Origin of the sequence: Ralstonia sp. ASV6 (genome assembly GCF_016429285.1) — a bacterium.
In the GTDB taxonomy this organism is placed as follows: Bacteria; Pseudomonadota; Gammaproteobacteria; order Burkholderiales; family Burkholderiaceae; genus Ralstonia; species Ralstonia flaminis.
Genome location: NZ_JAELUI010000081.1, coordinates 1 through 26,324, shown reverse-complemented (window position 1 = coordinate 26,324; position 26,324 = coordinate 1). Strand labels below are relative to the sequence as shown.

18 protein-coding genes are annotated in these 26,324 nt (G+C 65.9%); 10 read left to right on the top strand and 8 right to left on the bottom strand.

Going from position 1 to position 26,324, the window contains the following annotated elements:
* The 5 genes from JHD73_RS16670 to hrcA all read right to left on the bottom strand — a co-directional run.
* On the bottom strand, window positions 1-193 hold a 193-nt coding region (locus tag JHD73_RS16670), incomplete at its 3' end, for a hypothetical protein (protein ID WP_199031381.1).
* 106 nt (window positions 194-299) lie between these two features.
* Window positions 300-1,169 (bottom strand): ABC transporter permease subunit, encoded by an 870-nt coding sequence (locus JHD73_RS16665; RefSeq protein ID WP_199031380.1) that lies wholly within the window; start codon window positions 1,167-1,169, stop codon window positions 300-302.
* Window positions 1,166-1,957 (bottom strand): taurine ABC transporter ATP-binding protein, encoded by a 792-nt coding sequence (locus JHD73_RS16660; protein ID WP_199031379.1) that lies wholly within the window; start codon window positions 1,955-1,957, stop codon window positions 1,166-1,168. The genes JHD73_RS16665 and JHD73_RS16660 overlap by 4 nt, the downstream gene beginning before the upstream one ends.
* Window positions 1,954-3,015 (bottom strand): taurine ABC transporter substrate-binding protein, encoded by a 1,062-nt coding sequence (tauA, locus tag JHD73_RS16655; protein WP_199031378.1) that lies wholly within the window; start codon window positions 3,013-3,015, stop codon window positions 1,954-1,956. The genes JHD73_RS16660 and tauA overlap by 4 nt, the downstream gene beginning before the upstream one ends.
* Window positions 3,016-3,230: 215 nt before the next feature.
* Entirely contained in the window at window positions 3,231-4,289 is a 1,059-nt protein-coding gene (hrcA, locus tag JHD73_RS16650; protein WP_199031377.1) for a heat-inducible transcriptional repressor HrcA, read from the bottom strand.
* A gap of 110 nt (window positions 4,290-4,399) precedes the next feature.
* Between hrcA and JHD73_RS16645 the strand changes: the two genes are divergently transcribed.
* From JHD73_RS16645 to JHD73_RS16620, 6 genes are all read left to right on the top strand, one after another.
* A complete protein-coding gene (locus tag JHD73_RS16645; protein ID WP_199031376.1) occupies window positions 4,400-5,329 on the top strand; it encodes an NAD kinase in 930 nt (309 codons plus the stop codon).
* Between the two features lie 22 nt (window positions 5,330-5,351).
* The gene (gene recN / locus JHD73_RS16640) at window positions 5,352-7,058 is read left to right on the top strand and encodes a DNA repair protein RecN (RefSeq protein ID WP_199031375.1); all 1,707 of its coding nucleotides are present in this window, start codon (window positions 5,352-5,354) and stop codon (window positions 7,056-7,058) included.
* Window positions 7,059-7,151: 93 nt separating this feature from the next.
* Window positions 7,152-7,598, top strand: a complete 447-nt coding sequence (locus JHD73_RS16635; protein ID WP_199031374.1) for a hypothetical protein — start codon at window positions 7,152-7,154, stop codon at window positions 7,596-7,598.
* 278 nt (window positions 7,599-7,876) lie between these two features.
* Entirely contained in the window at window positions 7,877-9,514 is a 1,638-nt protein-coding gene (gene mprA, locus JHD73_RS16630; RefSeq protein ID WP_199031373.1) for an MprA protease, GlyGly-CTERM protein-sorting domain-containing form, read from the top strand.
* Between the two features lie 187 nt (window positions 9,515-9,701).
* Window positions 9,702-11,687 (top strand): S8 family serine peptidase, encoded by a 1,986-nt coding sequence (locus JHD73_RS16625; RefSeq protein ID WP_199031372.1) that lies wholly within the window; start codon window positions 9,702-9,704, stop codon window positions 11,685-11,687.
* 239 nt (window positions 11,688-11,926) lie between these two features.
* Window positions 11,927-14,002, top strand: coding sequence for a S8 family serine peptidase (locus JHD73_RS16620; RefSeq protein WP_199031371.1), 2,076 nt, complete (start codon window positions 11,927-11,929; stop codon window positions 14,000-14,002).
* 65 nt (window positions 14,003-14,067) lie between these two features.
* On the opposite strand, the gene rrtA is transcribed toward JHD73_RS16620, so the two are convergent.
* Both rrtA and glnE read right to left on the bottom strand, forming a co-directional pair.
* Window positions 14,068-14,697 (bottom strand): rhombosortase, encoded by a 630-nt coding sequence (gene rrtA / locus JHD73_RS16615; RefSeq protein WP_199031370.1) that lies wholly within the window; start codon window positions 14,695-14,697, stop codon window positions 14,068-14,070.
* Window positions 14,694-17,576: a bifunctional [glutamate--ammonia ligase]-adenylyl-L-tyrosine phosphorylase/[glutamate--ammonia-ligase] adenylyltransferase gene (gene glnE / locus JHD73_RS16610; RefSeq protein ID WP_199031382.1), complete on the bottom strand. Its 2,883-nt coding sequence runs from the start codon at window positions 17,574-17,576 to the stop codon at window positions 14,694-14,696. Before glnE ends, rrtA begins: the two co-directional genes overlap by 4 nt.
* Window positions 17,577-17,754: 178 nt before the next feature.
* On the opposite strand from glnE, the gene JHD73_RS16605 reads away from it, so the two are divergent.
* The 3 genes from JHD73_RS16605 (at window position 17,755) to tldD (ending at window position 24,528) form a co-directional block, all read left to right on the top strand.
* Window positions 17,755-22,011, top strand: a complete 4,257-nt coding sequence (locus JHD73_RS16605) for a YhdP family protein (protein ID WP_199031369.1) — start codon at window positions 17,755-17,757, stop codon at window positions 22,009-22,011.
* Window positions 22,012-22,016: 5 nt separating this feature from the next.
* Window positions 22,017-22,898 (top strand): carbon-nitrogen hydrolase family protein, encoded by an 882-nt coding sequence (locus JHD73_RS16600; RefSeq protein WP_199031368.1) that lies wholly within the window; start codon window positions 22,017-22,019, stop codon window positions 22,896-22,898.
* Window positions 22,899-23,064: 166 nt separating this feature from the next.
* A complete protein-coding gene (gene tldD / locus JHD73_RS16595) occupies window positions 23,065-24,528 on the top strand; it encodes a metalloprotease TldD (RefSeq protein WP_199031367.1) in 1,464 nt (487 codons plus the stop codon).
* Between the two features lie 123 nt (window positions 24,529-24,651).
* Here tldD and JHD73_RS16590 read toward each other — a convergent pair whose 3' ends face one another.
* Entirely contained in the window at window positions 24,652-24,858 is a 207-nt protein-coding gene (locus tag JHD73_RS16590; protein ID WP_199031366.1) for a hypothetical protein, read from the bottom strand.
* Window positions 24,859-24,917: 59 nt separating this feature from the next.
* Here JHD73_RS16590 and aroG point away from each other — a divergent pair, with 59 nt between their 5' ends.
* Complete coding sequence (aroG, locus tag JHD73_RS16585; protein WP_199031365.1) at window positions 24,918-25,997, top strand: 3-deoxy-7-phosphoheptulonate synthase AroG; 1,080 nt, start codon at window positions 24,918-24,920, stop codon at window positions 25,995-25,997.
* Window positions 25,998-26,324: the final 327 nt, after the last annotated feature.

Sequence of the window (26,324 nt, the reverse complement as noted above, 5' to 3'; positions counted from 1 at the left end):
TATCACCCGCACGCATCCACAGCGTGTGCAGGCGGTCGACCGCATCGAGCGTATCGGCACGCAAGGGCTTGGCGCGCAAGCGCGCCAGCAGGTCAGCCGCTTCGCTCGAATTGCTTTCTTCCAGGTCGGCTTCGAGCCGGTCGAGCAGTTGTTCAAGTTGCGCGCCGCTCAGGGCATCGCGATCGGGCGTCATCTCTTCTTCTCCGGAGGGAACGCCGCGCAGCTTAGCGCCCAGCCGGGCGAGACTTAATTAAGCTTTGGTAATACTGACCGCGCTGAAATGACGCGCAAGCAAGACGTCAGGCGCGCCCCTTCCAGGGCACCGCACGCGCTTCAATGGCGCGCATGGCCAGATCGAACGCCCAGGCAATTGCGCCGATCAGCACGATGCCCATCACCACCAGATCGGTGCGCAGGAAACTCGATGCGTTGAGCACCATCTGCCCAAGGCCGACCGTGGCGGCTACCATCTCTGCGGCCACCAGCGTGGTCCAGCCGAAGCCGATGGCGATGCGCAAGCCGGTCAGGATTTCCGGCAGTGCCGCCGGAAGGATCACGTGCCGCACGACCTGCGAGAAACTCGCGCCCAGCGCATAGGCGGCGTTGATCTGCTCGCGCGTGGCGCTGCGCGCACCGGCACGCGCGGCCATCGCAATGGGTGCGAAGCACGCCAGGTAGATGACGACGATCTTGGCGCGCTCGTCGATGCCCAGCCAGATGACGACCAGTGGCAGATACGCCAATGGCGGCAGCGGGCGGTAGAACTCGATGGGCGGGTCGAGCAAGCCGCGGGCGGTGCGCGATACGCCCATCGCCAGGCCGACCTGCACAGCGGTGACAGCCGCCAACGCAAACGCGCCAAACACGCGCAACGCGCTCCAGCCCAGATGGGCGGCCAGTGGCCGACCACCCTGGATGTCGCCATGCCACGCGTCGAGGAAGGCGTGGCCGACTGCCTGCGGCGATGGCAAGAACAGCGGCGGTATCCAACGGAAGGTCGTTGCCGCCCACCACAGCAGCAGAAACGCACCCACTGAAAACAGACTCAACCCCAGCGCACTGCCCTCGCCCGGCAACTGGTAGCCGCGCAGCTTGCGCGGCGGTTTGACGGAAGGTGCTGCCGTTTCAACAGAGACACCCTTGAACACCGCCGTTTCGATCGCGCTCATGCGGCCAGCTCCTCAGGTGTCCGGTGGATCAGCGCCAGCACGCGCTCACGCCACGCAATGAATTCCGGCGACGACTTCACGGCCCGTGCATCCCCACCCGCCAACACCTGCCGCGAGAACGGCAAATCGAACGTCTGCACAATGCGCCCGGGCGATGGCGACATCACCACCAGCCGCGTCGCCAGGAACAACGCCTCTTCCACGTCGTGCGTGATGAAGAATACGGTGGTGCCGGTGCGCTGCCAGACGTCCAGCACCAGCGTCTGCATGGTCTCGCGCGTGAAGGCGTCGAGCGCACCCATCGGTTCATCCATCAGCAGCACGCGCGGCTCGGTCGCCAGCGCGCGGGCAATGCCAACGCGCTGCTGCATGCCGCCCGACAAGGCATACACAGGCGAGGTGGCGTGTGCCTCCAGACCCACCAATCGCAGCAGTTCGAGCGCCCGTGCGTGGCGCACCTTGCGATCCACGCCGCGCAGCTTCAAGCCGAGCGCCACGTTGTCGCGCACGTTCAACCACGGCATGAGGCCATAGCGCTGGAACACCACGCCACGCTCGGCGCCCGGGCCTTCCACCTCCCGTCCGTCGAGCAGGATGCGCCCCGCCGTTGGCGCGACAAAACCAGCCAGGCAGTTCAGCAGCGTGGTCTTGCCGCAACCCGAGGCACCTAGCGCAACGACAAACTCGCCTGCCTCAATCGTCAGATCGACGCCACCCAGCGCTTGCGTTGTGCGGCCACGCGCATCGGTGTAGTCGACGCGCAGGCCACGTACATCAATGCGGCTCATCGCGATGCCGTAGCAACGGCCTTCGCACCACCCGCCGCACGCTGCACGAAGCGTGCGTCGATCGTGGCGCCGTAGTCCGGCAGCACCGTCTGGATCGTGCCCTGCGTCTTCAGGAACTGCGCAGTAGCCAGCAGCGACTGTGCCGCGCCCGACTGCGCGCCGCCGCCCAGCCAGCGCTTGGAAGCCTGCTCCGCCGCATCCGGGAAGGCATACAGCGCGAGGCTTGCCGGCACGTCCGCCGCAGCCGCGCCCGAGGTCTTGGCCACTGCGGCCACCTGCGGCGAGGTCACCGTCCAGGCAGACTTGTTGTCGCGGTAGGCTGCATCGGCCTTGGCGAGCACTTCCACAAATTTGGCGATGAACTCTGCATGGTCACGCGCAAACTTGCGGTCCGCCACGAAGCCGTCAAAGGTCGACTTGCCGGTTGCCGCGGCGATCTTGCCGGAGGTGGTCAGCACCGTACCGTTCTTCTTCACCTTGGCGAGCACCGGGTCCCAGATGAAGGCGGCATCCACGTCGCCCCGATCCCACGCGGCAGACAGCTCCTGCGGGCGCAGATTGACGACCTTCACGTCGCGCGGGTCCAGCCCCGCCTGCTGCAGCGCGACCAGCGCGTGGAAGTGCGAGGTCGACACATACGGCACGCCCAGCGTCTTGCCCTTCAAGTCCGCCACGCGCGTCACGCCGCTGCCGTTGCGGGCCACCAGCGCCTCCGCATCGTTGATGTTGTCCAGAATCCAGAACAGCGAGAGATCCACACCCTGCGACACACCGGCCGCAATCGGGCTCGACCCCGCCTCGCCAATCTGCACCGAGCCCGACGCAATGGCGCGCACCACATCGGCGCCGCTGGCGAGCTGGCGGTAAGTCACCTTGTAGCCGGTGGCACGCTCGACCTCGCCGGTGGCCTGGGCGTAGCGCCACGGCAGCACCATGTCCTGATACGCGATGACGACCTCGCGGTCCGCCGCGCGTGCGGGGGCAGTACCGAGCAAGGCAAACGAAACAGCTGCGGACAACGCCGCAGCCAGCAGACGGGGGATGGAGAAACCAGCCATGAAAGACTCCGGCAGAAGAGAAACGCGCACATGCGCCGGAGTCGATTGTGTGGGACGGCAGACCGCGCTGTCGTCGAAGAAAATCGGCTGAGCTTATGCCTCTGACTAAGAAGCCGCTTCAGGGCGGTTCTGGCTAGGCGCGCAGCCGCAGACAGTACAAGTCGTACGGCAAGGCTGCGCAACGACGCCAGAATCGTTCTGAAGTGGCTTCCGGATCAATATTGGCTGAGGGTGCTGGATAGCAACTTGGCGGTGATGTCCACGATCGGAATCACGCGCTCATACGCCATGCGCATCGGGCCGATCACGCCCAGCGTGCCGACGATCTTGCCGTCCACCTCGTACGGCGCGGTGATGACGGCCATGTCTTCGTGCGGCACGAGGCTGCTTTCGCCGCCGATGAAGATCTGCACGCCCTCGGCGCGGCTGGAGACGTCCAGCAGCTGCAGCAGGCCGGTCTTCTGCTCGAACACGGCAAACAGGCGCCGCAGCTTGTCCATGGAGGACGACAGGTCTTCCACATCCAGCAGCTTGCGCTCGCCAGAGATGACCACCGGGTCCTCTTCCGAGGCGGCGCTGCTGCCCGCCTCCACCGCCGCCTGCATCAGCGAGGTCATGTCGGCCTGCAGCGCAGACAGCTCGCCGCGCAGGCGCTCGCGCACGGCGTCGAAGGTCAGGCCGCCGTAATGCGCGTTGATGTAGTTCGCCGCCTCCACCAGCTGCGACGGGGTGTAGGGCGTATCGGTATGGATGATGCGGTTCTGCACGTCGCCCTCGGGCGTGACGACGATCAGCAGGATGCGGTTTTCCGACAGCCGCAGGAATTCGATCTGCCGGAACGCGTGCGAGCGCCGCGGCGTCATCACCACACCGGCAAACTGCGACAGGTTGGACAGCGTCTGCGCCGCCGCCGCAATCACCCGCTGCGACGATTCCGAACCGTGCGACGCCAGTTGAGCGCGTACCTGATCGGCAATCACGCCGGCCATCTGCTGCGCCATGCGATCTTGCGCGCCGAGCACATCGAGCGGGCTGGCCGTCAGCATGGTGTCGACGAAGAGCCGGTAGCCGCGTGGCGTCGGGATCCGTCCGGCCGAGGTGTGCGGGCTGGCGATGAAGCCCATTTCCTCCAGGTCGGACATCACATTGCGGATGGTGGCCGGCGACAGATCGAGCCCCGAATACTTCGACAAGGTGCGCGAGCCCACGGGCTGGCCCTCGGCGATGTACCGTTCGATCAGGGTCTTGAGGAGGATGGTGGCGCGCTTGTCCATGATTCTTCAATTTTACGCAAAATCGACTGCAACCAGCGGGTGACGTTGGCGTTTCTCGCCAAACCTCGTCAAACGTAGCGGGGGGCATATCGATATGGTGTAATGCGCGCATGTCGATTCCCCCGTCCGCCGTGGCCCCGAAACCTCCCGCCGCCTCGCCCTTCAAGACCGTCGCGCTGGTCGGCCGGTATTCGGCCGCCAACATTGCCGGCCCGCTCATGGAGCTGGCGTCGTGCATTGCCGCGCGCGGGCATGACATCGTGTTCGAGCGAGAAACCGCGCTCAACATCGGCGTGCAGGATTACCCTGCCCTGCCGCCCGAAGAGATGGCGCGTCAGGCCGACGTAGCCGTGGTGCTCGGCGGCGACGGTACCTTGCTTGGCATCGGCCGCCATCTGGCCGGCGCCGGCGTGCCCGTGATCGGCGTCAACCACGGGCGGCTCGGCTTCATGACCGACATCCCGTTCGACGATGTGCACACCGTGCTGCCCGACATGTTGTCGGGCCGCTACGAAGCCGAAACCCGCACGCTGCTGCAAGCCCAGGTCGTGCGCGACGACGAGGTCATCTTCTCCGCCCTGGCCTTCAACGACGTGGTAGTCAACCGCTCGGGCACCTCGGGCATGGTGGAACTGGCCGTGTCGGTCGATGGCTTCTTCATGTACAACCAGCGGTCGGATGGCCTGATCGTGTCCACGCCCACGGGCTCGACGGCGTATGCGCTGTCGGCGGGTGGGCCGATCCTGCATCCGGCGCTCTCGGGCCTTGTGCTGGTGCCGATCGCGCCGCATTCATTGTCGAACCGGCCGATCGTCATTCCGCAGGATGCGGAGGTGGTCATCCAGGTCACCAGTGGGCGCGATGCCAGCGTCAACTTCGACATGCAGTCGCTCACGTCCCTCCTGCCGGGTGACCGCATCGTGGTGCGCCGCTCCGAGCGCACCGTCCAACTGCTGCACCCGATCGGCTACAACTACTACGCCACGCTGCGCAAGAAGCTGCACTGGCACGAGTACCCCACCGAAGACAACCGGCTGTAACCCAAACACCGCCCCACGCACCATGCTGCGCAGCCTCACAATCCGCGATTTCGTCATCGTCCACGCGCTGGACCTCGACCTGGCCGACGGCTTTACCGTGTTCACCGGCGAAACCGGCGCGGGCAAGTCCATCCTGATCGACGCGCTGGCGCTCACGCTGGGCGAGCGTGCCGATGCTGCCGTGGTGCGCGAAGGCGCGCCGCGTGCCGATATCACGGCCGAATTCGACGTGCATCCGCACGTGGCCGCCTGGCTGGGAGCGCACGAACTGCACGACGACGAGGGCGTCATCCTGCTGCGCCGCACGGTCGATGCTGCCGGCCGCAGCAAGGCCTTCATCAACGGCGCGGCCGTCACGCTGGCGCAACTGCGTGAAGTGGGTGAACAGCTCGTCGACATCCACGGCCAGCACGCGCATCAACTGCTGCTCAAGACCGATGCGCAACGCAGCCTGCTCGACGCCCACGCCGGCCTGGACGGTTCCGTGCGCGCGGTCGGCGAGCACTATCGCGCGTGGCAAGCCGTGGTGCGCCTGCGCGAAGCGGCCGAGCAGCAATCGCGCGAAGTGCAACTTGAGCGCGAACGCATCGAGTGGCAGGTGAACGAACTGCAGAAGCTCGCCCCGCAACCCGGCGAGTGGGAAGACATCCTCGCCGAGCACCATCGCCTGTCGCACGCCGCCAGCCTGATCGAAGGCACGCGCGCGGCGCTCGACGGCCTGTCTGAATCGGAAGGTGCCGTGCTCACGCAACTGGGCGCCACGCTCCACACGCTGCGTGAGCTCGCCGAGATCGACCCCGCGCTGGCCGATGTGCTGGCGGCACTGGAGCCGGCCGAAGTCCAGATTCAGGAAGCCGTGCACACACTTGCGCGTTACGCCGATCGCGCGGAACTGGACCCGGACCGCCTGGCTGAAGTCGACGCGCGCATGCAGGCGCTGCACACCATGGCGCGCAAGTACCGCGTCGCGCCGGAAACGCTGCCCGCCGAACTGGCTGAACGCCAAACGCAACTGGCCGCGCTGCAAGCCGCATCTGACCTCGATGCACTGCAGGCGCAGGAAGCGCAAACCCACGCCGCCTACATGGTGGTCGCCCAAGCACTGTCGCGCGCTCGTGCCAAGGCCGCCCGCGAGCTGGCCGAAGCCGTGACCGATGCCATGCAGGGTCTGTCAATGGCAGGCGGACGGTTTGACATCGCATTGCACACGCTTGAGCACGGTGGTGCGGCGGGGCTGGAGCAGATCGAATTCCTCGTCGCCGGGCATGCGGGCGTATCGCCGCGCCCGTTGGCGAAGGTCGCTTCGGGCGGCGAGTTGGCGCGGATCAGCCTGGCCATCTCCGTGATCGCCAGCGAGGCGAGCCCGACCCCCACGCTGATCTTCGACGAAGTCGATTCCGGCATCGGTGGCGCGGTGGCCGAAGTGGTCGGCCGACGTCTGCGCGAATTGGGCACGCGCCGCCAAGTGCTGTGCGTGACCCACCTGCCGCAGGTGGCCGCACTGGCCAATCACCACATCCAGGTCGCCAAGCAGACGGTGGCCGGCAGCACGCGTTCGGACCTTGTGGTGCTGGACGCTACCAGCCGCGTGGATGAAATCGCCCGCATGCTGGGCGGTGCATCGCTAACCGACACCACACGCCGCCACGCCGACGAGATGCTGGCCGCTGGCCGCGCCCAACCGGCACCCGCGCCTGTCGCACGTAAATCGCGGCGCGTGGCGCAGTGATCGCCTATACCGGAACCATTACGGCCATCTCTGGCATGGCCGCTCCGGTGCCGCACGCTGCCAACACCATTGAACACATTCAAGGAGAACTCCATGGCCCAACCGGCTGCCCGCCCCCGATCCTTGCTGTCGTCCACCAAGCCCGCGCTGGTGGCGGCGCTTGGCCTGTGCCTGCTGGCCGCCTGCAAGTCGGTGCCGGCCATTGATCCAGGCAAACCGCCTGCCATGGACCCCGCCTCCGCCAGCACCCAACCGCCAGCCTCGGTGTCTGCCGCGCACAGTTTGGGCGACATCATTGTCGGACTGAGCACCCCAACGACCGCTTCCGCCACCGTGCAAGGCGTTCTGGACACCGCCGGCGCGCGTGCAACGCCGCGCCTGGCCTTTGCAGTGGTGCGGCCAATGTCGGGCGGGTTCTGGGTCGTGCGTGCCAGCTCGGGCGATGCGGCGGCCACGCTGGATGGCGCGGTCGCTGCCTTGCGCGCCGCTCCCGGCATCGCGTCGGCCGATCCCGATCGTATGGTGAAGATCCAGCGCTAAATGCAATGCGGTGCGATTCAGCACCGCTCACACCCGACCTACACAGTGTGAAAAGCGGATGGGCCCGATTCCGGACGCATCCTGCCCCGTATCGGGCGCCTATCCTGCGACGGCGCCAGCGCACTGGCGAGTTCTCCCCGCCCCTTAGCAATCGAGTTTCTGCCATCACAGGCGGGCAGGTCGCATGCTACCTTTGGTTTTGTGTAACGTACTGTCAAGAATCGCATCCTGACGACGTTTCTCATGACGACAAGATAGATGCCTCGGAGCGCGCACTGATGACACCCACCTCCTTTCGGTTGAAGTCCTGGCTCCGTGCAGGCGCCAGCGTCGCCTGTATCGCCTGGTTGATGGGCGGCCACCCAGCCATGGCCGCCACGCCACAACCGCAGTACACAGGCGACCTCATCATCAAGTGGCGCGATGACACCAGCGGCACACGCAAGCCGCTGTCGGCGGCGGAATCCGGCAACCGGCTGCTATCGGTCGCGCAAACCGCGGGGAGCACACTGCAAGTCAAACGCACGTTGGCTACCGAGGCACAGCTCATGCACACCGGCTTGACCGACGCCGCCAGCATTGAAGCCACCGCCGCCAAGATCGCGCAGGATGCACGCGTGGCCTACGTGGTGCCGGATCGCATCCTGCGGCCCAACACGATCCCCAACGATCCGTACTTCCCCACGCAGAACAACCTGGCCTCGCCGACGGTGGTGCCGGGCGGCATCAACGTGGCCTCGGCGTGGAGCATCACGCAGGGCTCGGGCAGCATCGTGGTGGCGGTCGTCGATACCGGCTATACCGACCACCCAGACCTGGTCGGCAAGATCCTGCCGGGCTACAACTTCATCTCGGACCCGGCGCGCGCGGGCAACACGTTTGGCCGCGGAACGGATGCGCATGACCTTGGCGACGGCGTGACCTCGGCGCAGGTTTCCACCATTTCGGGCTGCACCAGCAGCGACGTCGCCAACAGCAGTTGGCACGGCACCGAAGTCAGCAGCGTGCTGGCAGCCAATACCAACAACGCGCTCGACATTGCCGGCGTGGGCTGGAACACCCAGATCGTGCCGGTACGCGTGTCGGGCAAGTGTGGCGCGCTGCTGTCCGATACGGTGGACGGCATGCTGTGGGCGGGCGGCATCGCCGTATCGGGTGTGCCCACCAATGCCCACCCGGCGCGCGTGGTCAACGTGAGCCTGGGCAGCACGGGCGCGTGCTCGGCGGCCGAACAGGATGCGGTGAACCGGCTGGCGTCGATCGGCACCACCGTGGTGGCGGCCTCGGGCAATGAAGCCGCACAAAACGCCGACGCGCCGGCCAATTGCACGGGCGCCATCGCCGTTACAGCACACGTGGACAGCGGTGAAAACGCCAGCTACGCCAACGTCGGCCCACAGGTTGCCATTAGCGCGCCGGGCGGAGGGTGCCCCAATTCACAGCCATCATGCGCTACGCCCTCAACGATTGTTGCAGACTCCAATGACGGTCCGTACTCGCCGGGCAACCCAATCGTTAGGCCGAAATCGCCCTCCGACATAGTCGCCGGCACAAGCTTCTCCACCCCGGAAGTGGCCGGCACCATCGCGCTGATGTTGAGCGTGCAACCGCAATTATCGAACCCGCAGATCCTGGCCGGCCTGCAACAGACCGCCCGCCCGCACCCAAGCGGCACGTACTGCGCCGTCAATACCGGCGCGTGCGGTGCAGGCTTGCTGGATACGGCAGGTGCAGTGGGTTACGCCCAGCGGACAACGCCAGCCGGCATTGGCAACGGTACGGCAAGCTCGGGCAGCGGCTCCGGCACTGGAAGTAGTAGTGGCGGTGGCGGCGGCGGTACTGTCCCGCTGATGGGTGCCGCGGTGCTGCTGGCCCTGGGGCTGGCATGCCGGCGCAAGCGCCCGCTGCCGCAATAACCGCACCATCACCTTGATCAAAGCCGCCTCCCATGTGGAGGCGGTTTTCATTTGGGCCTTCGCTGCACGCCCGTCTTACTGAGTGGCTAGGGTTCTTACCTAGCGCGACCCGGACCACCCCACCGCAATCCTTTTGGACAATCCATCCACCAATTCAGCAATTCTTTACAAAAAAAAGGCCGCTCTGATGAAGACGATGGTTCCCGGGGGTGTGGTCCGCGTGCTGGTGGTGCTCGGACTGATGTCGTATCACGCTGCGCCCGTGCTGGCGGCAGAAAAATCGACCACGTTCAACACACAGTTGCAGTGGGTCACCCAGTTGATCGTCAAGGAAAAAGCGACCACACCTGGCGCATTGAATCTGCAATCCATATCGGCAGGCGGCGTCAGCAATCCGGCGGATGCCGTGACCGTGCAACGCTGGTCAGCCACAGCGCAACTGCCAATGACGTACAAGCGTGCAATGTCGGGCGGCGCCCATGTGGTGACCCTGCCCAGAATCATGACGCTGGCCGACGCACAAACCGTTGCGCAGCGCATGGAGGCCAGCGGCCAGTTTGAATACGTGTCGCCCGATCGCATCCTGCGGCCAATGGCACTGGCAACCGACCCGCTGTTCGGCCAGCAATGGAACCTGATGCCCCGCGCCAGCGTGGCCGGTGGCGCCAACGTGACATCCGCCTGGGACACCACCACCGGCACGCCCACGGTGGGCATCGGGATTGTCGACACCGGCATCCGCGCTGACCACGCAGACTTTGCCGGCACGAACTTCGGTATCGGCCGCAACTTCGTCAGCAGCAGCGCAATGGCGGGTACCACCGATCCCAAGACCGGCGCCACCATCCCCAGCGGGTTCGTCAACAACGGCGCCAACAACAGTGCTGGCAATACCGACCCATCCGACCCCGGCGATTGGATCAGTGCCAGCGATGCCGCGTCCTTCCCAACGCTCTGCGGCAGCCAGAGCAACAGCAGCTGGCACGGCACCTTTGTGGCCGGACAGATTGCGGCGCAACGCAATAACGGCATCGGCATTGCGGGCATCGCTCCCAGCGTGCGCGTACAGATGGCGAGGGCGCTGGGCAAGTGCGGCGGCATGACATCCGACATCATGGATGCGATGACGTGGCTGGCCGGCGGCGCGGTCCCTGGTGTCCTCAGCAACCCGACGCCGGCCAAGGTCATCAGCATGAGCCTTGGGGGGGCGGGAGCCTGCTCCGTGCTGGAACAGAACCGGATCAATGCGGCGCGAGCGCTAGGTGTCACCATCGTGGTGGCGACCGGCAATGAGTCCGGGCCGGTAGATGCCCCCGCCAACTGCGCCGGCGCCATCGCCGTCACGGCCCATACGCTGGAGGGTGACAACGCCTGGTATGCCAACGTGGGTGCGCAAACCACCATCAGTGCGCCGGGCGGCGGCCGGGGCACGGTCATCTCAGGCACGGGCAGCACCATCTTGTCGCTGTCCAACAGCGGCGGTACCGCACCCGTTGCCTCGCCCAGCGGCGATACGTACACCAACGACATCGGCACATCGATGGCCACGCCGCATGTGGCTGCCACGGCCGCGCTCATGCTGTCGGTCCAGCCAGCGCTGATGCCCGACGACATCACGGCGATTCTCAAGCAGTCGGCCCGCCCCTTCCCGCCCGGTACCTACTGCGCCACGCATGCGGGCAGTTGCGGGGCCGGCATGCTGGACGCCGGCTCAGCAGTCACGCAAGCCCAGGGCATGCCGACCGTGCATGTCGCCACATCAGCCGCAACCGTGGCGCCCAATGCTTTCGTCACGCTCACGGCGGTGGGCGGTGCCGGTTATGGCCAAACGGCGGGTAGCCCGGTCTGGGCACAAACCGGCGGAAACCCCGTCACCCTGACGGCGTCTGCCCCAAATGCCAATGGCATCAGCACGACTACGTTCACGCCAACTGCCGCAGGCGTCTATAGCTTCAGCGTGTCATTGACCAACAACGCCGGCGCCACCGCAACCGATACCGCCAGCGTGACCGTCACAGGCGCCACGTCGCCGGGGTCAGGCACAGAGACCGGCGCGGGCACGGGCAGCACGGCCAATAGCGGTGGTGGTGGCGGTACCGTCCCGCTGATGGGAGGAGCCGTGCTGCTGGCCCTGGGGCTGGCCTACCGGCGCAAGCAGCCAGCGCTAGGTTGATTGCGCTTGTCATCAGGTCCCGACCGCCCCCCGCGTGGGGGCGTTTTTCGTTGTGGCATCCCCCGCTTGGGGCCCGCTCTTCCCTCCCGTGTGAACGAGACCCGCTGCACCGCCATATCTGCTCAGGCTGGAGATACTAGGGTTTACGCTTACCCACCCTTGAGACACGCTTTCTCAATCCTTTTGGACAATGCTGTGATGCATCTTGCGATTCATAACAAAAGAACAGGGCTGCTCCAATGAAATCGATGGTTCCCGGGGGTATTGTTCGTGCGCTGGTAGCGCTCGGACTGGTGTCGTATCACGCCGTGCCGGCGTTGGCGGTGGGCAAGGTCGCCGCACCTGCGCCGCAGTTGCAATGGGTGACGCAACTGATCGTGAAAGAGAAAAACAGCGGGCTGAAGACGCAAGCGGTTGCGGCAGGCGGCACGGTTGCCCGCGCAGACGTTGCGACGGTGCAACGCTGGTCGGTGGCGGCACAGCTGCCGGTGACCTACAAACGCGCCATGTCGGGCGGGGCGCATGTGGTGACGCTGCCCAGCGTCATGTCGGCCGCAGAGGCACAGACGGTCGCCCAGCGCATGGAGGCCAGCGGCCAATTTGAATATGTCTCGCCCGACAGCATCATGCGGCCGGCCGCCGTATCTAGCGATCCGCAGTTCCCCAACCAATGGAGCCTGTGGCCAAGCACCGTGGTCGCCAACGGTCCGGCCACGATGTCCGCAGGCGGTGCCAACATCACCACGGCGTGGGACGCAACCAATGGCATGGGCGTAAGCACGGTCAACGTGGCAGTGATCGACACAGGACTGTTGGCGGGTCATGAGGACTTGGCGGGCGCGAACATCCGGCAGGGGTATGACTTCATCAGCCACGACCCGTACAACGGCACGCCCGACCCCTCGACCAACAAAGCGATGCCGCCCGGCTTCGTTGAAAACGACCCCCAGGATACGCCGCCTGGCCGCGACCCGAACTCGTCAGACCCCGGCGACTGGGTCAGCAGCTCGGACGCAGCAAACTACCCGACCTTCTGTGGCAGCAAGGCCGAACCGAGCAGCTGGCACGGCACCTTTGTCACCGGCCAGATCGTTGCACAACACAATTCGGTCGGCATTGCGGGCATTGCTCCAGGGGTGACCATTCAGATGGCGCGTGCGCTGGGCAAGTGCGGTGGCGCCACATCGGACATCATGGACGCTCTGGCCTGGGTGACAGGCGCCAGCGACGTTGCCGGCGCCAACGGTGCCTACCTACCTGTCAATTCGCCGATGGCGCAGGTGGTCAACATGAGTCTGGGTGGCCAGGGGCCTTGCTCCAGCGCAGAACAGGCAACCATCACCGCGGCACGCGCTCGCGGTGCCACCATCGTGGTCGCGACCGGCAATGACGGCATCGGCACAATCAGCTCGCCGGCCAACTGCAATGGCGTGATTGCGGTGACGGCGCATACCGTCGATGGCGATCGCGCTGTCTATGCCAACTTCGGCGCAGGCACGACGCTCAGCGCACCGGGAGGCGGCCCGGGTTCAGTCATCAACACAGGCGTCAACGGTGCCATCAGCAGCCGGCAAATTGTTTCGTTGTCCAACCAAGGCGCCACCTTGCCAGACCCACGCAACAACTACTACACCACCGAGATGGGCACCTCGATGGCAACGCCACACGTGGCCGGCGTCGCGGCGCTGCTGCTTTCTCACAAGCCCACGCTAAGCGTGGATGACATCAAGGCGATCCTGATGCAATCAGCGCGGGCCTTCCCGGCAGGCACGTATTGCGCGCAGAACGCGGGCGCGTGCGGAGCTGGCATGCTGGACGCAGGTGCCGCCATGACGTTGTCGGTCGGCACGCCTTCGGTAAGCCTGTCAAGCTCGGTTAGCACCGTCGTGGCCAACAATCCTGTCACGCTGACAGCAACCGCCGGGGCGGGCTTCGGCAACACATTGACCGGTATCCAGTGGGCGCAGACAGCCGGCACGGGGGTCACCCCGACGACGTCGGGTCCAGACAGCAACGGCAACTACAGCGCCACGTTTACACCGAGCGCTGCTGGCACATACAGCTTCACAGTCACGGTGACCAATAACCTGGGTGCCACGGTAGCAGCCTCGACTTCCGTGACGGTCACCGCGCCCCCGACCACCACGCCTGGATCGGGCGGCACCCTGCCCTTCAGCGGCGGCACCAGCGGCACCGGCACCCTGAACCAAAGCGGCGGTGGCGGCGGTGCATTGCCACTGTGGCTGGCCGGCCTGCTGTTGGCAGGCGGCGCCTTCGGCTTCGGCCGTGGTCGTCGCATCTCTGGCGCGCAGTAAACGCAACACGGACACGCTGGCGCCTGCTGGCGTGTCCGCTCTCCGAGGCCCCCGGCATCCGTCGATCAGCCTTGCGCCTGCTTCCTGGCTTGGGCGCGCCATTCTCCGAATACCCAGATCAGCAGTCCGCTCGCCGCGCCAAACGCATGCGCAATGCGTACCACGCCAAAGCCCCAGTGCGGGTCATAGGCGATGGGCGACAGCCACGATTGCTCGAACCACACCTTCACCAGCACGCCCGCGCACAGCAGCAAGCCGATCCAGCGCGAGAAGTGGGCGCCGGTGTCTTCAACCGCCTCTGCTTGTGGCCGCAGCAACCGCAGCCCACCCCAGGCAGCAAGACCGTGCAGCGCGCCCGAGAGCCCGCCGTACCACTGCACCCCCGGTTGACTGAGCAGCGCAATCTGCACCAGCACGCCACACGCCACCAACGCACCAACAATGGCCTGCGGCCGCAGCACACGTGCGAGCAGAAGCATGACCCCCGCCGCCGCCATCGCGTCGGCCAACCAGTGCCACGTATCCAGGTGCACCCACATGGCCGTGACGATGCGCCACCACTGGCCCGCGCGCACAGCATCGCGCTGATACAGCCCGATGGCATGCAACCACGGAATGAATGAGAACGCAGCCGACAACACAGCCACACCCAGGCATGCAGCCCAGGTATGCACCGCGTGCAGACGCCCGCTCATCCGGCGTGCGGGCTTGATGGCGCGGGCACGGCGCCGAACACCTGCTCCCACAATGCCCGCACGTGGGCGGCCTCGTGCGCGCAGGTACCCGCAGGGACACGCGCGGCGGATTGTCCGTCCAGCCGCAGTTTGTGCTGGCGCGCGCGGAAATCGCGATAGGCATCGGCCACTTGCGCGGCCTGCGCGGCGTCGATCAACCCCAGCTCGCCCGCCATGTGCAGCAGCGCGATGTTGCCCTTGTTGCGGGTGAGTTCAGCGTGCGCAGCGCTATGCAGCAGCACCAAAAACTGTACGGTGAATTCGATATCGACCATGCCACCACGATCGTGCTTGAGGTCGAACAACTCCGTGGGATTGGTGTGGCCTTCCAACACACGCTCGCGCATCGCCACGATCTCGTCGCGCAGCGGGCCGGCCTCGCGTTCCTGCCGCAGCACGGCGGTACGCAGGGCCTCAAAGCGTGCGCCGATCTCTGCATCGCCCGCACAGAAGCGGGCGCGTGTGAGCGCCTGGTGTTCCCACACCCACGCAGCGTTGTCCCCCTCGCGCATCTGATAACGGCGGAAGGCTTCGAAGTGCGTGACCATCAGGCCAGCCGCGCCGTTCGGGCGCAGGCGCGTGTCCACGTCGAACAGCATGCCGGCGGCGGTGTGGCTGGTCAGCCAGGTGATGAGCTTGCGCGCAAAAGACGCATACACCTCGGGCGCACGCTCGTGGTCATCGTCATAGAGGAAGATGATGTCGAGGTCCGACGCATAGCCAAGCTCCTTGCCGCCCAGGCGCCCGTAGGCGACGACGGCAAAGCGCGGCACCTCGCAATGGCGCGTGGACACCTGCTTCCACGCGGTCTCCAGCGTCAGGTCCAGCATGGCGTCGGCCAGGTCAGAGAGCCGGTCGCTGATGTGCTCCACGCTCAGCATGCCCTGCAGATCCTGCAGCAGGATGCGGAAGGTCTCGGCGTGATGCTCCTGGCGCAGGATGTCCATCTGCATCTCGACGTGGTCTTCAGCAGCGCGCAGCCGATCGCGCACCCGCTCGCGGAAGGCGGGCCAGTCCGGATCGGCCGACAACGCCTCAACATCGAGCAACTCGTCGAGCAGTTGCGGATGGCGCGTCAGATAGTCCGACGCCCAGCGCGAGGCATGCAGCGTGTGGGCCACGCGTTCCAGCGCCTGTGGGTATTCGCACAGCAGCGAAAGATACGACGAGCGCCGGCTGATCGCGTCGAAGAAGTTCAGGAAGCGCGCGATGGTGACGTCAGCATCCGTCTGGCGCGCTGCGTGGTCGAGCGCGCGGTTGATCAGCAGATCGAAGCGCTGGCGGCTCACCTCGGTCAACGCACGGTAACGCGGCGAGTTGCGCGACGCCCGCAGGCGCTCGAGCACGCCGTCGGCGTCGGCATAGCCCAGGTCGGCAAGCTGCGCGCGAGCGGATTCGGTGCGCTCGTCGTCAAGCAGATCGGCGTGCCAGATGGAGGCGCACGGCGGTTGGCTGTCCTGCTTGTCAGAGAAGGTCTGCTCGAACTGCTGCGCGACTTCGTCCTGATAGGCCTCCAGCTTGGCAACCAGCGCAGCGTAATCAACGAAGCCCATCATGCGGGCCACACGCAACTGGTCTTCCGGTGCGCCCGGCAGGTTGTGCGTCTGCGCGTCTTCCACGTACTGCAGGCGGTGTTCAAGCTGGCGCAGGAAACGGTAGGCCTCGGTCAAGCGTGCGACCACATCGTCGTCGATCAGGCCGCGCTCGGCTGCGGCGCGCAGCACCTCCAGCGTGGGCCGCACACGCAGCCCGAAGTCCTGCCCGCCACGAATCAGCTGGAACACCTGCGCAACGAACTCGATCTCGCGGATACCGCCGCGCCCCAGCTTGATGTTGGGCGAGCGCGCATGCACCTGAGCGTCACCTTCGCCCGGCTGTCGGTTGGCACCATTGCTGCGCTTGGCGGCCTCCGCGCGAATCTGCGCGTGCAGCGCGCGGATGGCGGCAATCACGCCGTAATCCAGATAGCGCCGGAACACGAACGGCCCGGTCACCCGATCAAGCTGCTGGATCACGCGCGCCGCGTGCGGGCTGGTCGGGTCGGTGATGACGCGGCCCTTGATCCAGGCGTAGCGCTCCCACTCACGGCCCTGCACGACAAAGTATTCCTCCAGCATGCCCAGGCTGCAGGCCAGCGGACCGGCATCGCCGTTCGGGCGCAGACGCATGTCAACGCGGAAGACGTAGCCGTCTTCGGTCACGTCGGCCAGTGCATTGATCAGGCGCCGGCCCAGCTTCGTGAAGTACTCGTGATTGGACAGCGGACGCCGAACTTGGCCATCTTTGCCCTGCGTGTCGCCATCGTCGTCGTAAAGAAAGATCAGGTCGATGTCGGACGAGACGTTCAGCTCGCGCCCACCCAGCTTGCCCATACCGACCACCACCAGCTCCTGCACCTCGCCCGAGGACTGTCCGATCGGTTGGCCGTGCAGCGCCTGCAGCTCCTGGCCGATCACGGAGATGGCCGCGCGCACGGCAAACTCGGCCAGGTCCGTCATGCTGCCGGTCACTTCATCAAGCGTGGCGGCGCCGGACAGATCGCGCTCGATAAGCGTGGCGAATACCTCGTTGCGCAACAGGCGCAGTGCGCGCTTGAGTGCGGGCTCGGTCTCCACGGCCGTGGCGTCGAACAGCTCGGTAAAGCGCGCGGACAGCCAGGCAGCGTCAACCGGGCGGGCGGCTGCGCTCTGCACGCGCTCAGCCCAACCTTCGCGCGCCTGCGCCAGGCGTTGGACGTAGCGGGAATAGGCTTGCGCGTACGGCAACGCAACATGGGGGGCTTCCGGCGCACGGGCCGGGGCTTGCAAGAACGGCTGGGCAGACAAGGTGGAATCGGTCATGCGGGTCATGCGAACCATCAAGGGAGCTGCGAAGAAACACCCATTCTCGCTGAAATGCGTGCGGGCCGGTCGGTGGTCACGCACTTTCACGGGCATCGGGTGTGCTTGCCATTCGTTGATCGGCGTTGCCCTGGCTTCAAATGTGGCACTGCGCCACGAATATCGGATAATCGCGGTCATGCCCCGTCTGCCCCAGCCCCCAGAATCGCCGAAGTCCGATGGCGGACACGCCAGCACCCTGCCTACCCGCCGGACAGGCCTGCGCACGGCCGGCGCCATCTGGGCATGGATTGCGCGGCTGGCCGGCAAGATCGCCAACGGCGTTGTGGCTTGCATCCGCGCGCCGATCTGGCGCAAGCTGTGGCGCATCCTGTGGAAAACGGTGGTCGCACTGGTTGTCCTGGCCATGGTCGGCATGGTGCTGGTGCGCTTTGTCCTGTGGCCGCGCGTGAGCGTGGCGCGCGAATGGATGGAGCGCGAGGCGTCGAGCGCACTGCACGCCAACGTCGGCATCGGCTCGCTGGAAACCTACTGGGAGGGCTGGCACCCCGCCTTCCGTGCGCAGCGCATCGAAGCGCGCGACACCGCCGGCCGCCAGACCTTTGCCGTGCAGGACGTGCAGGCACGGCTGTCGTGGCGCTCGCTGCTGCGCATGCAGATCACGTTTGCCGCGCTGCACGCCAGCCGTGCCGACGTACTGGTGCGCCGCACGCCCGAGGGCGCCCTCCTCGTGGCCGGCATGCCGCTTGGCCCCGACACCGGCGGCGACAGCAACTTCTTAGACCAACTGCTCTCGCAGGGCGACATCGACTTTCGCGAAGGCGCGGTGCGCTGGCTCGACGAACAGCAGAAGCTGCCCGAGGTGGCGCTGGGCAATGTGCACGTTCAATTGCGCAGCGGCCCGACCCGCCACCGGCTGGACGCCAGCGGCACCTCGCCCAGCCTCTTCAACGGCCCGATCAAGCTGCAAGCCGATTTTCGCCATGACCTGCTGGCCCGCCCGGGCGATTGGCGACACTGGCATGGCCAAGCCAACTGGCAGGTCGACACGCTGCAGCTGGCTGCGGTGCAACGCTATGTGCCGGTGATGGCAGCCGCCAACAGCGGCACCATCAGTTCGGACGGCTCGGTGGAGTTTGCAGGCGGCGCCTTCACACGCAGCCAGGCACGGCTGACCGGCCAGCAGCTCGATCTGCAGATCCGCAAAGATCTCGACCCGCTCCAATTGCGCAGCCTGCAGGCGCTCGCCACACAGCAGCGCACCGCAAACGGCGGCCACACGCTGCGCATCGATACACTGCTCTGGCAGCCATTGAACCCGCCTGCGCAACCTGCGCCCGCGCCCGAACTGGCTGGCCCCGGCATCGAGGCCCCCGTCAACCCGGCAGGCACCCCGCGCGGGCTGCGCAATGTGAGTGTCGGCTGGGCGCTGGATACGCGCGACGAACTGCGTAGCCTGCAAGTCAAGGCCACGACGCTGGATCTGACCGATCTGCGCAGCATCGCCATCGCCCTGCCGCTACCGGCCGGCGTGCTGGAACCGCTGCGCACCAAACAGCCCGCCGGCCGCATCGACGACCTCGACATCAACTGGCAGCGCGATGTCTCCCGCTGGCGGCCAAATACACCGGCGCCGGTGCACTTCACGGGGCGCGCCACGCTGCGGCAAGTGTCATTCGGACCCGGGGAACTGCCTGTCGTACCGGCCGGCCATCACCCCGAGCCAGCCGTGCCCGGCGTCGAGAACCTCTCCGGCAACGCCGTCTTCTCCGACGACAAGGGCACGCTGCGCATCGACGCCTCCGATACTGCCCTGCTCCTGCCCGGCCTTTTCGATGAAGCACGGGTGCCGCTGGACCGCCTGCAAGGCACCTTCAACTGGACCTATCGCAAACAGGAACTGATCGTCAGCAGCGACAACCTGACGCTCTCCAACAGCGATCTGTCTGCCCGGTTTGCGGGCAACTACCGTCACGCGCCGGACACCAGTCATATCGGCACCATCGACCTGAAGGGCACGCTGGAACGCGCTACCGTCACGCGTGTGCCGCGCTACCTGCCACTGTCTGTCGGGCCGCATACACGCGAGTACCTGGCCGGCGCCTTGCAGGGCGGCACAGCCAGCGACGTCACCTTGGTCCTCACCGGCGACCTGCACGACTTTCCGTACCGTCCGCCGCACAAGGGAACGTTCCGCGTGGAGGTGCCGGTCAAGGACGTGACCTACCAGCCGGCCCCCGCCGACGCCTCGCACCCGACCGGCTGGCCGGCGTTTACCGACACAGAAGGCACCGTGGTGTTCGAGGGGCCGTCGATGTCGTTCAAAGTGGCGCACGCCAAGGTGGGCGACGTGACCTTGGCCGACGTGACCGGCACCCTGCCCGACATGGGCGACCACCATCCGCTGCTCACCATCGACGGCCATGCCGATGGCGCCACGCAGGGCTTCCTGCAGTACGTCGAGGCCAGCCCGGTTGGCGGCTGGATCGGCCACTTCACCAAGGACGCGCGCGCACAGGGCAACGCCACGCTCGCGCTCAAGCTTGACCTCCCGCTCAACGAAATGCACACGGCCCGCGCCCAGGGCAGCGTGACCTTCCTGCGCAACGACGTCACGCTGATCCCGCAGGCGCCGCCACTCACCGACGTCACAGGCGCGCTCACGTTCACGCACAAGGGCATCGGCTTCGATAACCTGCGCGCCCGCTTTGCCGGCGGCGAGATTCGCCCGACCGGCGGTACCGCGCCTGACGGCACGATCCGCATCCAGGTCGCGGGCACCGCCTCGGCCCAGGGCCTGCGTGAAACCACCCCGGAAGGCAGCCCCATCGCCGCGATTGCCCGCACGCTGGACGGCAGCGCACCGTACAACGCCACTATCAGCGTCAAGCAGCATCGGCCCGTCATCCAGGTGCAATCCGACCTGACGCCGATGACGGTGCGCCTGCCTGCACCGTTGAACAAAGCCGCCGGCCAGCCGCTGCCCGTGCGCTTCGATATGCAGCCGCTGGCGACCAACAACGCGCTCGACGAAGTCACGCTGCAGATCGGCAACATCGCCTCCGCGCGCTACGAACTGCGCAGCAACGGCAACGGCACCGAGGTGCTGCGCGGCGGCATCGGTGTGCGCCAACCCGTACCGCAGCCCGCCGAAGGTGTGCAGGCCAACCTGACGCTGGACCGGCTCGACATCGACGCCTGGCGTCAGGTCTTCGCCACGCCGGCAGGGGAAAAGAGTGCCACGCAATCGGCTGCCGAACACGCTGCCGCCAGCGCCGCCAGCAGCCACAACGCCTTCCTGCCCACCCGCCTGAACGGGCGCGCGCAGACACTGCGCATTCTCGGCCGTGATTTCAGCAGCGTCAGCGTTGATGCCACACGCGATGGCGCTAACTGGCAATCGACCATCGATTCGCGCGAGATTGCAGGAACCACACGCTGGCATGCAGAGAGTGCCGCCGTGCCCTTCGGCGAGCTGACCATGCGCCTGTCGCGCATGAGCATTCCCGATGCGCAGGAAGAGACCGCGCTGACCGAATCGCTGGCGCGCAGCTCGCAAGAAATCCCTTCACTCGATCTGGTGGCCGACAAGTTCGACCTGCGCGGCAAGACGCTGGGCAAGCTAGAAATCAAGGCGCGCAACCAGATCACCGACGGTGCCCCGGTGTGGACGCTGGAGACGCTCAAGCTCGAACAGCCTGCCGCCACCTTCACCGCACAAGGCACGTGGCGCATTCCGCGTCGTCTGCGCGGCGGCGAGGATGACCCCGAGCGCCGCACCTTGCTCGACTTCCATCTCGACCTGCGCGACTCAGGTGAGCTTCTGGAGAAGATGGGCTTTGCCAAGGTGCTCGACGGTGCCAAGGGCAAGTTCGAAGGCCGCGTGGTGTGGCGCGGTTCGCCCATGTCGATCGACTACCCGACACTCAACGGCCGCATGGCGCTGAACCTGGAGCGCGGCCAGTTCCTGCCGGTTGACCCGGGCCTTGCCAAGCTGGCGGGCGTGTTGAGCCTGCAGGGCCTGCTGCACTTCGCTACCGACCTGCGCAGCGCCACCGGCCGCGGCACGCCGTTCGAAAGCGTGGCGGCCACCGGCACGATTGCCAGCGGTGTTGCGCGCACGGAAGATTTCACGGTCAAGGGGCCGCAGTTCCAGGTCGCGATGCAGGGCTCGGCCAATATCCTCGATGAAACGCAGGATCTGCACGTGAAGGTCACCCCCAAGGTCGATGCAACGTCCGCGTCCCTGGCGGCCGCCTTCATCAATCCGGCCATCGGGCTGGGCACGCTGGCCGCGCAGTTGGTGCTGGGTGACCAGCTATCGAAGGCGTTCGCCACGCAGTATCACGTCACAGGAAGCTGGGCCAAACCGAAGATCGACAAGATCGCGTCCAGCTCAGGTGCAGGCAGCCATCCCGAAACCTCGGCAAAATAGGCCCCATGACTTCTTCGACTGTTGCTCCTGCCCAAGCCGCCCCTGGCCCGGATACGTCCTCAGGCGTGCCCTTCGGCGCACCTTTTCGCGTCGCCGCCATCCAGACGGTGACGGGTATCGAGGTGGACACCAACCTGGCGCGCGCCGATGTGCTACTCGCCGAGGCTGCCGCTCAGGGCGCGCAACTGGCGCTGCTGCCCGAGTACTTCTGCAAGATGGGCCGCAAAGACAGCGACAAGGTCGCCATCCGCGAGGATGACGAGGATGGCCCCATCCAGACGTTTCTGGCCGACGCAGCACGCCGCCACAAGCTGTGGCTTGTTGGCGGCACGCTGCCGATGTGGTGCGAAGACGAACAGCGCGTGCGCAATACGTCGCTCGCCTACAACCCGGCCGGGCTGCGCGTGGCGCGCTACGACAAGATCCACCTGTTCAACTTCGTGCGCGGCGAAGAGCGCTACGACGAAGCCCGCACCATCGAACCCGGCGCCACACCGGTCGCCTTTGATGCGCCGTGTGGGCGCGTGGGCATGTCGGTGTGCTACGACCTGCGCTTTCCCGAGCTGTACCGCGCGCTGTCGTCGCAAGGCAATCTGAACTTGATTCTGATGCCGGCGGCCTTCACCTACGTGACGGGCGCCGCGCACTGGGAGATCCTCCTGCGCGCCCGCGCGGTCGAGAACCAGTGTTACGTGCTCGCCGCCGCACAGGGCGGGCGCCACGAGAACGGCCGCCGCACGTGGGGCCATTCCATGTTGGTCGACCCGTGGGGCGAAGTCATCGCCGCATTGCCTGAAGGCGAAGGCGTGGTCGTCGGCGACATGGACCCGGCCCGCCTGGCGCAAGTGCGCCAGGACTTGCCGGCGTTGAAACACCGTGTGATGTAGTCGAAGAACCGGTTTACGATCCGTAGCGAGCGGCCCGAGGTTGGCCCCGAATGTGCCAAATGCGGCGCAGCCGTACACGGGTACGGCGAGCATCGCAGGGCCAAGATCGGGCAGTGCAGTAGGATCGAGAACTGGTTCCAACCGAATTTCTTTGCGAGAACCCACCATGAACGCAGGCGACATCGCCATCCAGAATCTGTCCATCGCGCGCCGCGTGCTGCTCGATCCGTACGGCCTTGATGAGGCGCACCTGCAGCGCGCGCTGGCCGACATCTTCACGCACCGCGTCGACTACGCGGACCTCTACTTCCAGTACACCCGCAACGAGGCATGGAGCCTGGAAGAAGGCATCGTCAAATCCGGCAGCTTCAGCATCGACCAGGGCGTGGGCGTGCGCGCCGTCTCGGGCGACCGCACTGCATTCGCCTATTCCGACGACATCAGCTTGCCCGCGCTGATGCAGGCCGCTGGTGCCACGCGCACCATCGGCAAAGCCGGCGCCGGCCGCGTGAAGGTGGCGAACAGCCTCGCCAGCGGTCCGAATGGCCATTCGCTGTATGCGCCCAACGACCCGCTCGATTCGATGACGGCCACCGAAAAGGTCGCCTTGCTGGAGCGCATCGAAAAACTCGCCCGCGCCAAAGACCCGCGTGTGGTGCAGGTCATGGCCGGCCTGGCCGGTGAATACGACGTAATGCTGGTGGCACGCAGCGACGGCGTGATCGCCGCCGATGTGCGCCCGCTGGTGCGCATCTCCGTCACCGTCATCGCCGAGCAGAACGGGCGCCGCGAGATGGGCAGTTCCGGCGGCGGCGGCCGCTATGCCTACGGCTATTTCACCGACGCCCTGCTGCGCGAATACGTGGACGAGGCGGTCTCCTCCGCACTCGTCAACCTGGAAGCCAAGCCGGCACCGGCAGGCACCATGACCGTCGTGCTTGGGCCCGGCTGGCCCGGCGTGCTGCTTCACGAAGCCATCGGCCACGGGCTGGAGGGCGACTTCAACCGCAAGGGCTCGTCTGCCTTCTCCGGCCGCATGGGTGAGCGCGTGGCGGCCAAGGGCGTCACCGTGGTGGATGACGGCACGCTGGCCAATCGCCGTGGCTCGCTCAACCTCGACGACGAGGGCAACCCCACGCAATGCAACACGCTCATCGAAGACGGCATCCTCACCGGCTACATGCAGGACACGCTCAATGCGCGCCTGATGAAGATGCCCGTGACCGGCAACGCCCGCCGTGAGAGCTACGCTGCCCTGCCGATGCCGCGCATGACCAACACCTACATGCTCGGCGGCGACAAAGACCCGCAGGAGATCATCGCCAGCGTCAAGAAGGGCCTGTACGCCGTCAATTTTGGTGGCGGACAGGTCGACATCACCAACGGCAAGTTCGTGTTCTCGGCCAGCGAGGCCTACCTGATCGAAGACGGCAAGATCACCGCGCCGGTCAAGGGCGCGACGCTGGTCGGCAGCGGCCCCGAATCGCTCAAGCACGTGACCATGATCGGCAACGACATGCGCCTGGACTCGGGCATCGGCGTGTGCGGCAAGGAGGGCCAGAGCGTGCCAGTGGGCGTGGGCCAGCCGACCCTGCGCATGGAGAATATGACGGTGGGCGGCACGGTCTGACGGCCCCGGAAGCGGCCGCAACGTTGTCGTTTGCGCGCCGCAGGCCCGGAAAATCCGCGCTTGCGGCGGCCCGGAAAAGCAGCTATAAAGACGTTTCGATTGGTGCGGCGCAGTAGCGCTTTCCTAATTTTTGTTGCAGTACTTAGCATTCTCTCCATGTCCTTCGCCAAGTTTTTTTACTTTTACTTTTGGCATCTCGCACCGCTGGCGGAAGGAGAGGGGCGCTTGCAACAAAAATAAAGCACCCAGCAGATACCGAAAACCGCCAGCGACCCTGGCGGTTTTTTTTCGCCCTGTCACCCGCCCCACCCCGGCGCCGACGCGAAACATGATCCGAACACAGTAGACGTTTCCAATACTCGAACCAAGACATCCCCCTGGAGCTTTCCATGCCGAAGAACACCGATGATTTGCGCATTCGCGAACTGAAAGAGCTGACGCCGCCGTCGCACTTGATCCGCGAATTCCCGTGCAGCGACACCGTGTCCGATCTGATCTACCAAAGCCGGAACGCGATGCACCGCATCCTGCACGGCATGGATGACCGCCTGATCGTCATCATCGGCCCCTGCTCCATCCATGACACCAAGGCGGCAATGGACTACGCCCGCCGCCTGGTCGAACAGCGCGAGCGCTTCAAGAACGAGCTGGAAATCGTCATGCGCGTGTACTTCGAGAAGCCGCGTACCACGGTCGGCTGGAAGGGCCTGATCAACGACCCGCACATGGACGGCAGCTTCAAGATCAACGACGGCCTGCGCACCGCGCGCGAGCTGCTGATGAACATCAACGAGCTGGGCCTGCCTGCCGGCACCGAATACCTCGACGTGATCAGCCCGCAGTACATCGCCGACCTGGTGAGCTGGGGCGCGATCGGCGCGCGCACCACCGAAAGCCAGGTGCACCGCGAACTGGCTTCCGGCCTGTCGTGCCCGGTTGGTTTCAAGAACGGCACCGACGGCAACGTGAAGATTGCCGTGGACGCCATCAAGGCCGCGTCGCAGCCGCACCACTTCCTGTCGGTCACCAAGGGCGGTCACTCGGCCATCGTGTCGACCGCGGGCAACGAGGATTGCCACATCATCCTGCGCGGTGGCAAGGCGCCCAACTATGACGCCGCCAGCGTGCAGGAAGCCTGCGACGCCATCGCCAAGTCGGGCCTGGCCGCACGCCTGATGATCGACGCCTCGCACGCCAATAGCAGCAAGAAGCACGAGAACCAGATTCCGGTGTGCGAAGACATCGGCCGCCAAATGGCTGCGGGCGACAACCGCATCGTCGGCGTGATGGTGGAATCGCACATCAACGCCGGCCGCCAGGACCACGTGCAAGGCACGCCGGTGTCCGACCTGGCCTACGGCCAGAGCGTGACCGACGCTTGCATCGGCTGGGACGATTCGCTGAAGGTGCTGGAGACGCTGGCCGACGCCGTGCGCAAGCGCCGTCTGGTGCCGGGCAGCGGCAACTGATCTGCCCCGATGTGATTTGAGGAAGGACGCCTGCGGGCGTCCTTTTTCTTTTCCTGCGCCGAGTACGGCACCGGCACCGCACCACCGTCATGAGGTGGATCAAACAGAGGCAAGGATGATGTGATCTTGAAGCTACCCGTCTCAATAGAATAGGGCCATACCAGCGGATGCCGATCCCCAGAAGAAAAACCAGTCGGCACGGTCCAGGCCCACACACTTATGCGTACGAAAAAACGAGTCCTGCAGTTCACCCTGATCACCGTGGCTTCCGCGGCGTTGCAATGGGGGGCGCAGGCACAACCACAACAACCGTCCGCTGTGGCATCC